Annotated in this window: 23 protein-coding genes and 2 tRNA genes; 3 read left to right on the top strand and 22 right to left on the bottom strand. The window is 35.5% G+C overall.

Annotated elements, in window-relative coordinates; genetic code table 11:
• The 21 genes from rplF to carA all read right to left on the bottom strand — a co-directional run bounded on the left by rplF (window position 1) and on the right by carA (window position 10,106).
• A complete protein-coding gene (gene rplF / locus ABWU58_RS02720) occupies window positions 1-546 on the bottom strand; it encodes a 50S ribosomal protein L6 (protein WP_353283548.1) in 546 nt (181 codons plus the stop codon).
• A gap of 16 nt (window positions 547-562) precedes the next feature.
• Entirely contained in the window at window positions 563-958 is a 396-nt protein-coding gene (gene rpsH / locus ABWU58_RS02715) for a 30S ribosomal protein S8 (protein ID WP_265025665.1), read from the bottom strand.
• Window positions 959-979: 21 nt separating this feature from the next.
• Window positions 980-1,288, bottom strand: a complete 309-nt coding sequence (gene rpsN, locus ABWU58_RS02710) for a 30S ribosomal protein S14 (protein WP_064124653.1) — start codon at window positions 1,286-1,288, stop codon at window positions 980-982.
• A gap of 16 nt (window positions 1,289-1,304) precedes the next feature.
• On the bottom strand, window positions 1,305-1,838 hold the full coding sequence (rplE, locus tag ABWU58_RS02705; protein WP_353283547.1) for a 50S ribosomal protein L5: 534 nt from the start codon (window positions 1,836-1,838) through the stop codon (window positions 1,305-1,307).
• A gap of 6 nt (window positions 1,839-1,844) precedes the next feature.
• Complete coding sequence (rplX, locus tag ABWU58_RS02700) at window positions 1,845-2,162, bottom strand: 50S ribosomal protein L24 (protein WP_410542046.1); 318 nt, start codon at window positions 2,160-2,162, stop codon at window positions 1,845-1,847.
• Window positions 2,162-2,521, bottom strand: a complete 360-nt coding sequence (gene rplN / locus ABWU58_RS02695) for a 50S ribosomal protein L14 (RefSeq protein ID WP_353283546.1) — start codon at window positions 2,519-2,521, stop codon at window positions 2,162-2,164. Before rplN ends, rplX begins: the two co-directional genes overlap by 1 nt.
• Window positions 2,522-2,534: 13 nt before the next feature.
• Window positions 2,535-2,771, bottom strand: a complete 237-nt coding sequence (rpsQ, locus tag ABWU58_RS02690) for a 30S ribosomal protein S17 (RefSeq protein WP_353277158.1) — start codon at window positions 2,769-2,771, stop codon at window positions 2,535-2,537.
• Window positions 2,764-2,967 carry a 50S ribosomal protein L29 gene (gene rpmC, locus ABWU58_RS02685; protein ID WP_353283545.1) on the bottom strand — a complete coding sequence of 68 codons (204 nt, stop codon included), beginning with the start codon at window positions 2,965-2,967 and terminating at the stop codon, window positions 2,764-2,766. Before rpmC ends, rpsQ begins: the two co-directional genes overlap by 8 nt.
• Before the next feature lie 11 nt (window positions 2,968-2,978).
• The gene (gene rplP / locus ABWU58_RS02680; RefSeq protein WP_182182787.1) at window positions 2,979-3,392 is read right to left on the bottom strand and encodes a 50S ribosomal protein L16; all 414 of its coding nucleotides are present in this window, start codon (window positions 3,390-3,392) and stop codon (window positions 2,979-2,981) included.
• 11 nt (window positions 3,393-3,403) lie between these two features.
• Entirely contained in the window at window positions 3,404-4,018 is a 615-nt protein-coding gene (gene rpsC / locus ABWU58_RS02675) for a 30S ribosomal protein S3 (protein ID WP_353283544.1), read from the bottom strand.
• Between the two features lie 39 nt (window positions 4,019-4,057).
• Window positions 4,058-4,405 (bottom strand): 50S ribosomal protein L22, encoded by a 348-nt coding sequence (gene rplV, locus ABWU58_RS02670; protein ID WP_007549821.1) that lies wholly within the window; start codon window positions 4,403-4,405, stop codon window positions 4,058-4,060.
• A 5-nt stretch (window positions 4,406-4,410) separates the two neighbouring features.
• Window positions 4,411-4,695: a 30S ribosomal protein S19 gene (rpsS, locus tag ABWU58_RS02665; protein ID WP_353283543.1), complete on the bottom strand. Its 285-nt coding sequence runs from the start codon at window positions 4,693-4,695 to the stop codon at window positions 4,411-4,413.
• A gap of 3 nt (window positions 4,696-4,698) precedes the next feature.
• A complete protein-coding gene (gene rplB, locus ABWU58_RS02660; protein WP_353283542.1) occupies window positions 4,699-5,523 on the bottom strand; it encodes a 50S ribosomal protein L2 in 825 nt (274 codons plus the stop codon).
• Between the two features lies 1 nt (window position 5,524).
• A complete protein-coding gene (locus ABWU58_RS02655; RefSeq protein WP_064124642.1) occupies window positions 5,525-5,812 on the bottom strand; it encodes a 50S ribosomal protein L23 in 288 nt (95 codons plus the stop codon).
• Entirely contained in the window at window positions 5,809-6,423 is a 615-nt protein-coding gene (gene rplD / locus ABWU58_RS02650; protein ID WP_064124641.1) for a 50S ribosomal protein L4, read from the bottom strand. Before rplD ends, ABWU58_RS02655 begins: the two co-directional genes overlap by 4 nt.
• A gap of 2 nt (window positions 6,424-6,425) precedes the next feature.
• Complete coding sequence (rplC, locus tag ABWU58_RS02645; protein ID WP_353283541.1) at window positions 6,426-7,148, bottom strand: 50S ribosomal protein L3; 723 nt, start codon at window positions 7,146-7,148, stop codon at window positions 6,426-6,428.
• 9 nt (window positions 7,149-7,157) lie between these two features.
• Window positions 7,158-7,478 (bottom strand): 30S ribosomal protein S10, encoded by a 321-nt coding sequence (gene rpsJ / locus ABWU58_RS02640; protein WP_012673184.1) that lies wholly within the window; start codon window positions 7,476-7,478, stop codon window positions 7,158-7,160.
• 14 nt (window positions 7,479-7,492) lie between these two features.
• Window positions 7,493-8,665, bottom strand: coding sequence for an elongation factor Tu (gene tuf / locus ABWU58_RS02635; protein WP_353283029.1), 1,173 nt, complete (start codon window positions 8,663-8,665; stop codon window positions 7,493-7,495).
• Window positions 8,666-8,743: 78 nt separating this feature from the next.
• Window positions 8,744-8,814 (bottom strand) — tRNA-Gly (locus ABWU58_RS02630).
• Window positions 8,815-8,818: 4 nt separating this feature from the next.
• Window positions 8,819-8,900, bottom strand: a tRNA-Tyr gene (locus ABWU58_RS02625).
• Window positions 8,901-9,014: 114 nt separating this feature from the next.
• Window positions 9,015-10,106, bottom strand: coding sequence for a glutamine-hydrolyzing carbamoyl-phosphate synthase small subunit (carA, locus tag ABWU58_RS02620; protein WP_353283540.1), 1,092 nt, complete (start codon window positions 10,104-10,106; stop codon window positions 9,015-9,017).
• Between the two features lie 201 nt (window positions 10,107-10,307).
• On the opposite strand from carA, the gene ABWU58_RS02615 reads away from it, so the two are divergent.
• The gene (locus ABWU58_RS02615) at window positions 10,308-10,802 is read left to right on the top strand and encodes a hypothetical protein (protein ID WP_353283539.1); all 495 of its coding nucleotides are present in this window, start codon (window positions 10,308-10,310) and stop codon (window positions 10,800-10,802) included.
• 181 nt (window positions 10,803-10,983) lie between these two features.
• On the opposite strand, the gene glpX is transcribed toward ABWU58_RS02615, so the two are convergent.
• Window positions 10,984-11,892 (bottom strand): class II fructose-bisphosphatase, encoded by a 909-nt coding sequence (glpX, locus tag ABWU58_RS02610; RefSeq protein WP_353283701.1) that lies wholly within the window; start codon window positions 11,890-11,892, stop codon window positions 10,984-10,986.
• Between the two features lie 124 nt (window positions 11,893-12,016).
• On the opposite strand from glpX, the gene ABWU58_RS02605 reads away from it, so the two are divergent.
• Window positions 12,017-13,306, top strand: coding sequence for an ankyrin repeat domain-containing protein (locus ABWU58_RS02605; RefSeq protein ID WP_353283538.1), 1,290 nt, complete (start codon window positions 12,017-12,019; stop codon window positions 13,304-13,306).
• A 116-nt stretch (window positions 13,307-13,422) separates the two neighbouring features.
• Window positions 13,423-13,599 carry a hypothetical protein gene (locus ABWU58_RS02600; RefSeq protein ID WP_353283537.1) on the top strand — a complete coding sequence of 59 codons (177 nt, stop codon included), beginning with the start codon at window positions 13,423-13,425 and terminating at the stop codon, window positions 13,597-13,599.
• Window positions 13,600-13,783 lie beyond the last annotated feature (184 nt).

The following is a 13,783-nucleotide window of genomic DNA, read 5'->3' as shown; positions in this document are numbered from 1 at the left end:
TTACTTCTTTTTACTTACAACTTTACGCAACATAAATTTACCCTTTATTACAACACCCTTACCTTTATAAGGATCATATTTTCTAACTTTGCATATATCAGATGCCACCATATAGACCTTCTGCTTATCCATACCACTAACTACTAAGTGAGTTGGCTTTATACACTTAATCTCAACATCTTTAGGCACTTTATATTTAACATTATGGCTATAACCAAGATACAAAGTCAAATACTTACCATCACACTCTGCCTTATATCCAACACCGTTAATCTCAAGATTAACAGAAAAACCGTCAACCATGCCGTTAATAATATTATTAATATTACTCCTATAAGTGCCCCACATAGGCTTTATTTCATCATAATCATCTTTATCTTGATTCACAGAAAGGAGTAGCTGATTATCAACAATCTGGCACACAACATCCCTGATCAAGCTAAGCTCTTTTTCAGCCTTAGCACTCTTTATTAACATCCTACCATTATTATATTCAACTGAAACACCAGCAGGAATATTGATAGGAGCAGCACCTATACGAGACATGAATTTCTCCTATTATTTAAAACACACGACACAAAACTTCTCCACCAACCTTTAACTTATGTGCATTATAATCAGTCATCACTCCTTTAGGTGTCGATATAATAAAAATACCAAGACCATTATATGCTTTAGAAATGTCCTTATACTTAGAATAACGACGACAACCAGGCTTTGACACCCTAACTATGTCACTAATTACAGGTGACTTCTCATAATACTTCAATTTTACAATGAAAGAAGGTAAATTATCTACAACTTGCTTTTCATAATCAAGGATATACCCTTCATCTTTTAAAATCTTCAGTATAGAAGAATTCACTTTAGAAAACAATACTCTTGTTGTTCTATGCATTGCTAATTGAGCATTACGTATCCTTGTTAAAAAATCACCAATACTATCAGATAACGCCACAATATACTCCTTATATTATATTCACCAACTAGACTTTGTAACTCCTGGAACTTGCCCAAAAGAACATAAATCACGCAAAACAATTCTACATAAACCAAATTTTCTATATACTCCTCTTGGTCTCCCAGTTAAAGCACACCTATTTCTAATTTTGGTTTTAGAAGAATTTCTAGGCAATTTTTTAATTAATTTATTTTGAGCTGTAAACCTTTCTACAATAGACAAATTCTTATTATTTATTATAGATTTCAATTTCTCTCTTTTTTCTTTATATTGATCGCACAGCTTTATTCTGCGAAGATTTCTTTCTATCATAGATTTTTTTGCCATATATTTCTCCTCTCAATTAATCAAAAAAAGGAAATTTAAGAGCCAGTAATAATTCCTTTGCTTCCTTATCACTAACTGCACTTGTTATAATATTAATATCCATACCTCTAATTTTACTTATTTTATCATAGTCTATTTCTAAAAACGAGATATGTTCCTTTATACCAAAGGAAAAATTACCATTACCGTCAAATTGCTTCACACTAAACCCTCTAAAATCTTTTTCCCTTGGCAAAGCAATATATATCAATCTTTCTAAAAACTCATACATTTTATCTCTACGCAAAGTTACTTTGCAACCTACTGTAGCACCTTTTCTGATCTTGAAGCCAGAAATAGATTTTTTTGCAAAAGTTGATAAAGGCTTCTGCCCAGCAATCAAATATAGGCTATCAAGTGGTTCACTTATTGCTTTACTATCTGTAGCAGCATCTCCAACGCCCATATTGATACACACCTTGACAAGTTTAGGCACTTGCATTATATTGCCGTAATTAAACTTATCCTTTAAGGACTTTACTATGCTATCTTTATACAATTCTTTAAACATATCAACCTAATCTATCACTTCTCCAGAAACTTTTGCAAAACGCACTTTTCTACCGTCTATAACCTTAAACCCCACTCTAGTTGGAGTTTTATATTTAGGGTCCAATGTTGCAACGTTGGATATATCAACAGCTAACTCTTTATTTAATATACCACCACTACTACCAGCTTTTGGTTTAGTGTGTCTCTTATGTACATTTACCCCAGAAACAATTAACTTTCTTTTAGCATCACATGCCACAACTTTAATCACTTTACCAATTTTTCCCTTATCTCTACCAGTTAAAACTATAACGTCGTCACCACTTTTTATTTTAGCACTCATTATAAAACCTCAACAGCTAATGACATTATCTTCATAAAAGAACCAGATGATAACTTTTTTACCGGACCAAATACCCGAGTGCCAAGTGGTTCACCTTGATCGTTAATCAAAACTACAGCATTGCTAGAAAAACGAATTACAGAACCATCAGATTTTCTAATAGGGCTTTTCACCCTCACCACAACTGCTCTATATACTTTTCCCTTCTCAACCTTCCCTCTTGAAGTAATAGATTTAGTAGATACAATAACTGTGTCACCTATAGATGCAGACTTTCTACCACCCAATAAACCAATACAAAGCACTGCACGCGCACCAGAATTATCAGCTACTTCCAACAATGTATTTTTTTGAATCATATAAATATCCTATTCAATGTGAGCTATTAACAACAACCCATTTTTTAGTAGTAGAAATAGGCTTGTGTTCTTGTATTAAAACCTTGTCCCCTTCTTTACAACTATTATTCTCATCATGCGCTGTATACTTCTTGTATTTTTTTATAACCTTTTTATACAGCTCATCCTTATACACTTGTAATACCGAAACCTTTACAGTTTTATCACATTTAGTCTTAATTACAGTACCACAAAAAACCTTCTTAGGCATTCTTTTCCTCTCCTTTTCTTTCATTTAATGCAGTTAGAATACGAGCTATGCTCTTTCTTATTAAGCTAAAACGTGAAATATTGTTGCACTGCCCCAACTTCTTTTGAAAAACCAAATTAACAAACTCTTTTCTCAAATTTACAAGAATTTCATGCAATTCTTGTGAGGATTTTGACCTAATGTCAGCTATATCCATTGCAACTCCATTTAATTATGATTAGATACAAATTTACACTTCATAGGAAGCTTAGCGGTTGCCTTTTCAAGCGCCAATCTTGCTAAATGCATGGGAACATCACTGCTAATTTCAAACAACATTCTACCGGGCTTAGCTTTAAACACCCAAAATTCAACACTACCTTTTCCCTTACCCATACGTACATCCGCTGGCTTTTTACTAACAGGAGTGTCAGGAAAAATCCTTATCCAGACTTTACCAGAACGTTTTAAAGTTCTAGATATTACACGCCTTGCGGTTTCAATATGTTTAGATTGAATCCTACCAGCTTCCATAGCCTTTAGACCATAATCTCCAAAAGATAGCGTACTACCACCTTTCGTGTTACCCTTAATTCGTCCTTTAAATACTTTTTTATATTTACTTTTTTTGGGAACAAACATCTCAATATACCTTAATTACCAATATAAACCCAAACCTTAACTCCTATAATACCATATATAGTTTTTGCTTCACAAAAAGCATAATCTATATTAGCACGTAAAGTGTGTAAAGGTAAACGGCCTTCTTTATACCACTCAGTACGAGCTATCTCAGCTCCGCCAAGGCGCCCAGAACAACTTACTTTAATACCTCTACCACCCATCCTCAAACAACTTTGAATAGCTTTTTTCATCGCTCTTCTAAATGAAACCCTTTTTTCTAACTGTTGTGCAATGCTGCTTGATATTAAAACTGCATCTATTTCAGACCTTTTAACCCCTACTACATTCACTTCCACATTATTTTTTACTTTTTCAGCTATCTTTTGCTTTATCTTCTCAATATCTGAGCCTTTCTTACCTATTATCACTCCAGGTCTAGAAGAATGTATTATTACAGACACCAAATCGATTGTACGCTCTATAATTACTTTAGAAACACCAGCATGCTTAAAAGATTCATTTATATAACTGCGAATAGATAAATCTTGATGCAACCCTTGTTTATAACCCTTCTCAGCATACCAAATAGATGACCAAGTATTAATTATTTTTAACCTAAATCCTTTAGGATTAACGTTTCCCATATTTTTGCACTTTCCTTATTAATTTTCTATTTTTATGAATCATATAATTTCCCCCAATTTTACAGTTATATTACTATAACGTTTACTAACTCTATTAGCTCTACCCATAGCTTTTGGACATACCCTACGCAAAGTAAGAGACTTACCTATTAAAATTTCTTTTATATATAAATTATCGATATCCAATCCATAATTTTGAGCATTAGCAATCGCAGAATTTAATACCTTCCTTATAAGACCCGCAGCTTTCTTCTCACAAAATCTTAATTGCACAGTGGCAAAAGAAACTTTTTTATTACGTACTAAACCAGCAACCAAATTCAATTTACGAGGAGTTGATTTTAAAACCCTAGAACCAGCTTTAACTATTACATCTCTGTTTTTCATATCAATTACCTTCTTGTCGCCTTTTTATCACCACTATGCCCAGTAAATTTACGAGTGGGCGAAAATTCACCAAACTTATGACCTATCATATTCTGATTATTAACATTAACAGGAATGTAATCCTTACCATTATAAACAGCAAACTTTAAACCTAAACAATTAGGAAGAATTACAGAAGCCCTGGAATGAACTTTTATAGCCATGTTAACAAACCCCTTGTTTAAAGCATTATTCACCGACTTTAATATAGAAGGATGACAAAAAGGAGGCTTCCACGCAGATCTACTCATAAATTACCCTTTTAATTGTTTTATATACTTATTACTAGATTTATTTTTCCTCCGAGTTTTCTTTCCTTTTGTTGCAACACCCCAAGGAGTAACAGGATGACGACCACCAGAGGTTTTTCCTTCCCCACCTCCATGAGGATGGTCAACCGGATTCATCGCAACCCCACGCACAGTAGGTCTAATTCCAAGCCACCTACTTCTTCCAGCTTTACCCAGCTTTCTATTCTTATGGTCAGGGTTAGATACTACACCAATAGTAGCCTTGCAAGAAGATAAAATCAACCTAATTTGACCAGACCTGAGTCGTAATAAAACATATTGGCCATCACGACTAACGATTTGCGCATAACAACCAGCAGCTCTAGCAATCGCAGCACCATTACCTGGCTTCAGCTCAACATTATGAACGAAAGAACCAACAGGTATATACTTGAGTAGCAAACAATTACCTGGCAAAATATCAGCATCATTTCCAGCTGTAACAATATCACCAGGCTTCATACCTTGAGGAGCTAATATATAAGACTTAATATCATCTTCCTTATATGATATTAACGCTAAAAACCCACTTCTATTTGGATCATACTCTATTTTTTCAACTATACCCTGACCACTTCTATTACGCTTAAAATCTATAACTCTATACTTCTTTTTGTGACCACCACCCCTATGACGAGTTGTAATTCTACCATAATTATTTCTTCCACCACTGGACTTTTTACCGGATGTAAGAGACTTTTCTGGCTTATCTTTTGATAAACCAACTTTACTTACTAACACAGTCCCACGAGAAGACGGAGTAACAGGATTAAAAAATTTCATACCCATATTAAACGCTCATTATATCTAATTTTTGACCATCTATCAAAGAAAAATAAACTTTCTTTTTCTGTTTTTCACAACCAATCACACCCCTGAAACGCCTATATTTAGGCTTAATTCTAACAACATTTATAGAAGAAATTTTAACATCAAATAGAGACTCTATTGCCAACTTTATTTGACGCTTATTTACATTTACAAAAACATACAAAGAATATTTATTAAACTTCTCCCTCAAAAAAGAGGCCTTTTCTGTAATTATAGGAGATTTTATTATATTATTATATTTGATCATAACAATCTACCTTCAAGATGCTTTAAAGTATCCTTTGTCAACATCACGCATTCGTGATTCAATATATCAAAGACATTTAACCCAATAGGTTTGATTAAGTCTACATAATGCAAGTTTCTAACAGCACGCAACAAATCATCTCCATAATCACCAACTATCAAAAAGGAAGAAAATTTAAAATTTTTAATACATTTACACATTTCAGACGTTTTCTTCACATCAATATTTAAATTATCCAGAATAATCACTTGATTATTTAAATACTTTAGAGATAAAGCAATTTTTAAACCAAATTTGCGTACCTTCTTATTAAGAGAATAAGTATGACTCCTCACAACAGGGCCGAAAATAATCCCACCACCTCTAAATTGAGGAGATCGCAAGCTCCCTTGTCTTGCCCTACCGGTACGTTTTTGACCATAAGGTTTAGCTGTTGTACCAGAGACATCACTGATGCCTTTTGTTTTATGAGTACCAGCTCTTCTCTTCGCTAACTGCCATCTCACTATATCATGCAAAATACTCAATTTTTGCTTAGCAGAAAATATCAAAGGATTGAGCTGAGCAGTACCTACATTATTATTAGATAGATTAACTAAATTACATTCCATAACTAACTTACCAAATTACTAGCATCATCATTTACATCTAACAGTAAACCTACCGGAAAAGGAACATCTTTATATAAAGATTTTTTAACTGCATCTCTTACAAAAACATAGGAATTTTTAAACCCAGGAACATTATTACCCTTCACAGCAATTATACTATTTTCATGATCAATGGATAATATCTTCATATTTTGTGCAGTTATCCTGCTGTTACCTAAATGACCAGCCATTTTCTTTCCTTTAAATACTCTACCAGGATCCTGACATTGACCAGTGGAACCTTGTGATCTGTGAGCAATAGAAACACCATGAGATGCCCTAAGCCCACTGAAGTTATGCCGCTTCATCACACCAGCAAATCCTTTGCCTATAGAATAACCTGTAATATCAAGATATTGACCAACCACAAAATGATTGATTCCCACTTTTTTACCACATTCTATTCCCGACAGGTCATTTAATCTACTTTCGTATAACTTACATTTATTATTTATACCCTTTTTCTTTAAATATTCCAACTGAGGTTTTGCTATATTTTTAAAATCTCCTGTGCCTAAAATGACTGAATTATAGCCACATTTATCTTGTCCTTTTATATCAATAATATAAGTTTCGCTGAGATGCAATAAAGTTACAGCCATGCGACTATTGTCAGAGTATATAGCAGTATGACCAATATTCGTCATTAATAAACCAATTCTCCTCAGCGAATTTATTCTCTTCATTTCCTTCTCCTAAACCTTAACTTCCTTGACTTTTAAATCCACTTCTACGCCAGCAGAAAAAGATAAACCTGTAAGCATCTGCATCATAGTAGGAGTAAGATCATGTAAAACAATCAAACGCCTAGAAGTTCTCATTTCAAACTGTTCACGAGATTTTTTATCAACGTGAGGAGATCTATTAACAATAAATTTAGAATCTTTTCTTGGCAACGCAATCGGACCAGATAATTTTGCACTGGACCGCTTTAATTCATCAACAAACTTTCGAACACACTCCTCCAATAAAGAACAATCGAAAGCCTTAATGTTAATATATATATCTTGCTTCATCTTAGTTACTACACTCACTCCAAAATTTCAGAAACAACACCAGAACCAACAGTTCTACCGCCTTCTCTTATCGCAAAACGCAATCCCTTATCCATTGCTATCGGTACTTGCAATTCTACTTCTACACTCACATTATCTCCTGGCATTACCATCTCCTTCCCATCTAGCAATTTTATGCTCCCAGTTACATCCGTTGTCCTTAAATAAAACTGTGGCTGGTAATTCGCAAAAAATGGTGTATGCCTTCCTCCCTCCTCTTTCTTTAATATATAAACCTCCGCCTTAAACTTTCTATGCAGCGTTATCGTCCCCGGTTTTGCTAATACTTGCCCTCTCTCCACTTCTTCTCTCTTTGTCCCTCTTAGTAATATCCCTACATTGAGTCCTGCACTTCCCTTATCCAGCAACTTCTTAAACATTTCTACACCTGTGCATATCGTCTTTTGCGTCGCTTTCAGACCTATTATCTCTATCTCTTCTCCCGTCTTTATCTCTCCCTTCTCTATCCTTCCTGTTACCACCGTTCCTCGCCCCGATATCGAAAATACATCCTCGATTGGCAATAAAAATGGTAAATCCACAGGCCTTGGTGGAACCGCCACATATTTATCTAACTTTTCCATCAATTTATCTATTGATTTCTTTCCATATTCGCTGCTATCATCCTCCAGCGCTTTCAATGCAGACCCCACTACCACAGGCACTTCATCCCCTGGAAATCCGTATTTATTCAGCAATTCCCTCACTTCCATTTCTACCAAGTCTATCATATCAGCATCAGCAACATCAGCTTTATTTATATACACCACGATATATCCAACACCTACCTGCTTCGCCAGCAATATATGCTCTCTCGTTTGTGGCATTGGCCCATCAACCCCCGACACTACCAATATCGCCGCATCCATCTGTGCTGCACCTACTATCATGTTCTTTACATAGTCAGCGTGTCCAGGACAATCAACGTGTGCATAATGCCTTTTTTCCGTCTGATACTCAACATGCGCTGTTGCTATCGTTATCCCCCTCTTCCTTTCTTCTGGCGCCTTATCTATCTGATCGTACGCTACAAAATTTCCATAATGCTTTGTTATCGCCGCTGTTAACGTTGTCTTCCCATGATCCACATGTCCTATTGTTCCCACATTTACATGCGGCTTTCCAAATGCTTCCACTACTGCTGTCATAATTTAAACTTTTCTACCCAAAATACAAATACATCAATAAATAATATGTTGATTTTATAAAAATACAACAAAAAAAAGAGCGGATAGTGGGAATCGAACCCACGTCACTAGCTTGGAAGGCTAGAGCTCTACCATTGAGCTATACCCGCACAATGGAGGAGGTAGGATTCGAACCTACGTACGCAATGCGGACAGATTTACAGTCTGTTACCTTTAACCACTCGGTCACTCCTCCACAAAAATTTGTTAAGAGAACGCTATTTTAGTACCTTAACTCAAGCTTTTATTGTATTTAATACTAAACGCCTAAAATTAAAAAATCAAGCAATAAAACCTACCTTAATTAAAATCATGCAGATTTCATTTTATACAACACAATATTGCCAATAAAACGTCTAAACAAATAATGCGAATCATGCGTACCTGGCGCTTCTTCTGGATGATATTGCACAGAAAAGACTAGGTAATCCTTCATCATTATTCCCTCTACACTATTATCAAATAGAGAAATGTGAGTAATTTCAACATTACTTGGAAGAGAAGCTGAATCAACAACAAAACCATGATTTTGGCTAGTGATCTCAACTTTTCCACTAATTACATCATAAACTGGATGGTTACTCCCTCGGTGACCAATATCCATCTTGATGGTCTTTGCTCCCAAAGTAATCGCAAGTAATTGATGACCCAGGCATATGCCAAAAATTGGTATTTTAGATTTTATAATAATGTCTATCTCTGAAACTACACTCTCTCCTATTTCTTGCGGATCACCAGGACCATTTGAAAGCACTATACCATCTGGATTCATACTCAACACTTTTTGAGCAAAACCTGTATCTGGTCTGATTAATTCAACTGTACAACCAAGTTCTATTAAGCGTGAAACTATACTGATTTTTACGCCAAAATCAACGATTACAACCCTATATTTTGCATTAAGGTCACTTTTAAAATTACTATGCAAGCTAACTTTATTGGTTATTTCTATCCCATTTACAGATTTGTATTCCTTCAATTTGTCCAACGCATGCGTCTCGCTTGACGGGCATATCATTCCATTTTGAGATCCATGTTCTCTCAAATGTCTCGTTAAAGCTCTAGTATCAACTCCTGATATCCCAATCACGTTATTTTTCTCTAACCAATCATTTAAACTGATATATGAAGAAGGGTGGGACATAGAAGAAAGTTCACGCATAACCACACCACTTGCAAAAATTTTCTCTCCTTCATTATCCTTATGGTTTATTCCAACGTTACCAATATGAGGAAAAGTGAACGTTATAATTTGATCGGCAAAAGAAGGATCAGTTATAGTATGCTGATAACCTGTCATACCAGTGGTAAAACAGACCTCACCTATGCACTTGCCTTTTTTACCTACTGATTTTCCCCAAAAGCATTTACCATCTTGTAAAATTAAAACTGCGTCCTGCACTTCATTATCTATTTAACTGATTCAAAACAGTATACAAGAATTTCAAATAATACGTAACTCTTTCTAAAATTCCAAATTTAACCACGAGGCGGCGAAGAACAACATGAAAAAAACTTTTAACGTGCCCTTTCATAAAATATGTTGACTATCTCCGTATTTTATATTAGGTATACTCCGGCAGTTATGAAATGGAGGTTTATTATGTCAAATGAAATCCAACCTAAAAATAAGTTACTAATTGTAGGAGCTGGCTTACTATTCTTTGCGATGGTGTTCCCATCATTTTTTCTCTTAGCAAAAATAGCCATAGGGTTAGCTATGACCGCAATTGCAATAATCGCGGTAAAAATTGCCTCAAAAACAATATCAAACGTTCTTGAAGAGAAGGAAGCAGGTCAAAATCAGAAAGCACAACAAACAACACAAAGTAAAATTATAAACCTAGCTATTGGATTAACATCTATACTTGTAGGAGGATTATCACTATTCATTATAGCACAAACTGGCTTAATTGCAGCATGTGCAGCTATAACTGCTTTAGTTCTACACGAATATGTTAAAAATGAAGAAATAGGAGAAGAAATAGGAAAAGATATAAACAATAAATTCGATAAGGTAGCTGACAGTATACCTGATTTTATTGTTAGCAGTGTTGAAAAAATTATTCCAACAAAGCCGCCAGGCATAACAGCCTAAACTGTCTCCGTTCAGCAGAGTGGTTTAAGAAACAATAGATAGAAGGTTTTGAAAAGGGTTCAGCCTTCTTTTTATGTCCGTCTTGAGGAACTTCTTGTACAATTAGTTTCTCTTGAGAAAATGAATCTAACATTTTAACACTCCCTTTAACTCTTACATAATATATTGAAAAATAATCAACCTAACTTATAACTTGCAGCTTTATCAGCTTGTTAGGTAGAATTATTAAAGAGCTAGTTGAACAGACGTTATCAACTCCATCCACAAGTTCTCCGCTTGTTACTCCAGTTGCAATAAACATTGATTCACCTCTTGCCATATCTTTTATGGTGTAGATTTTTTCTGGGTCATCAATATTTAAATTTTTTGCTCTTTCTCTTAACTGATCTGTGTCAAATATTAATCTTCCCTCCATCTGTCCGCCGATTGAGCTTAGCGCTGCAGCCGCAAGCACCCCTTCTGGTGCCCCTCCTATTCCGATATACATGTCGTGATTGCCATTTACTAGTGAAACTACGGCCGCAACATCACCATCATCTATTAATTTAATTTTTGCTCCTAACTTCCTGATTTTCACTATTAATTCATCGTGCCTTTCACGATTTAGTATAGTTACTGTAAGATCATTTACTTTACATCCTTTTGCCTTGGCTAAATTGTCTAGATTCTTCTCAATGCTATTTTTTAGTGAGACTACACCCTCTGGGAGATTTTTTCCCACTGCTATCTTTTCCATATAAACATCAGGTGCATGTAAAAAATTACCTTTTTTCGTTGCAGCAAGAACGGACATTGCCCCTGATTTGTAATGAGCACAAATCGTAGTGCCCTCAAGTGGGTCAACAGCGATGTCAATCTCAGGACCATTTCCTGTACCAACCTTTTCCCCAATATATAGCATAGGAGCTTCGTCTCTCTCACCTTCACCAATTACGATAGTACCATTTATTTCCATAGAATTTAACACTGTTCGCATTGCATCAACTGCAACTTGATCAGCCTTTTTTTCGTCGCCGAAGCCTGCTAGTTTATATGCAGCAAGTGCTGCAGCTTCGGTCACTTTAACTAATTTATAGGCTAAATCTTCCATCATTTGCTTTAAGGACTATAAATAAAGCATTCAATATATATCATGCCACTTGAGACTGCAATATGTCTTGACTGGTTGTGGGAAAGTTGCTATAATAAACTAACATATAGTAGTAGGTTTAGTTATGGCATATAGTAATGATGATATTAGGGAGTTATGTCTAGATATAGATATGATTTTAGTAAATGGTGATAAATACAATGATAGGGTTACCAGCCTTGAAGACTTGCAAAATAGGTTAAGAAGAAAAGCTGAATTTAAAGAAATTGATTTTCAAAGCAAATGCGAAGTAGACAATTCACTAGGAGACTTACTTCTAAAGCATGCAACTGAAAATGATAACTCACGCGTTAAGGATTTTCTCCTCCAAAATGGGTGTGAACCCCTTCAAGAACAAATAGCTGCAGCGATAAATGAGGAAGAAGAGGCACCTGATGTGGAAGCAAATAAATCAGACAGTAATGAAGTAGATTCCAGTAACTTCATAAACCCTGGTATGACTGCTGAAGTACTTTACAAGCAACTAACACAAGGGAGAGAAACAAATCGAGCAATTTTTGACTCGTTTGCAAATGCTGTAAGAGAATCCAATATTACTGGCGATCGTGGCGTATTTCTAGATGTTGTAAAATTGTTTACAGATTTAGATGCTGTAATCCATCTTACAGATACTGCTTCCAGAACTATATTGGGCATAGCTGCAATAACAAAACAAGCTGACGTTGTTAAGGTACTTTTGGGTAGTAGCAAATTTAATGAAGAAGAAAAATTTAACGCTCTGCGTTCTGCTATTGTTCAAGGTAATGTTCAAGAAGTTGAAGCATTTTTAGGTTATGTAAATGATGAAAGCAGACAAGCAGCTTTAGAGTTGGCTATGGATAATGCACAAGAAGAAATTACTCAGGTGCTTTTAAACTTTATTACACCAGAAACACCTAATGTAGAAGAAAATAGAGCAAAACCTTGCAGCAGCAATGGGAACATTGGTAGTAGAACTGTAGCAACAGTGCCTCCAGTTAGTACTAATGGTGATAATCATAATAACGAAAATAAAACGCCTGTATCAACAAGGACTGACCAAACTGCCACGCCAAATAATGGTAATAAAGCTAATGGCTTCGTAGATGCTCAATTTTCTGTGCCAAATGAAAAAGAAGCTAAATATAAAGAAAGCAAGGAAAATTTTTACACCTCATTAACAAAAGATGCTGTTGGAGTTGTTATTACAGGATTATTTATTGCTGCTGCTGTGATGGTTCCATTTGCGGTTGGTGCAGCAATTTGCGGTATTGTAGCTGCTTTGGTTGCAGTATGTACCGGATTGCATATAAAAAATTCTACATTACCAAGCTATAGAGAAATGGAAGAAAATAAAATTGAACACGTAAGTTCAAAAACTGCACAAACATTATGATTTAAGAAAAATCTCCACTAGGAAGGGTATCATCCCAGTGCCTCCTTCTCCTGTCATCCGAGTAGCCCCTTTTTTGTCATCCCAGTGCCCAGACACTGGTTCACTCTATAATGGCAGTGCTCCTTTCTTGTCATCCCAGTGACTATTTCTTTGTCATTCCAGTGCTCCTTCTCCTGTCATTCCAGTGCTCCTTTTTTTGTCATCCTAGTAGCCCCTTTTTTGTCATCCCAGTGACTATTTCTTTGTCATCCCAGTGCGTGACACTGGGATCCAGGAAACTTAATTGCAAGTAATGCATTGGGTTTGGTGAATATGGGTTTTGCGTTATAGAATGAAGCACTTTTGGTGAATTTGTAAAGAAAGCTAGATCCCAGTGTCTGGGCACTGGGATGACAAAGGAGAGCAGTGTCAGCTACTCGGATGACACCCTACTTAACCGTCATACCGCGATTCATTCGCGGTATCTCAAAGCATAGA

This window comes from Wolbachia endosymbiont (group A) of Pogonocherus hispidulus (genome assembly GCF_964028195.1).
Lineage (GTDB): Bacteria > Pseudomonadota > Alphaproteobacteria > Rickettsiales > Anaplasmataceae > Wolbachia.
The sequence above is the reverse complement of the archived record's forward strand: the minus strand, read 5'-3'. Positions and strand labels throughout refer to the sequence as shown.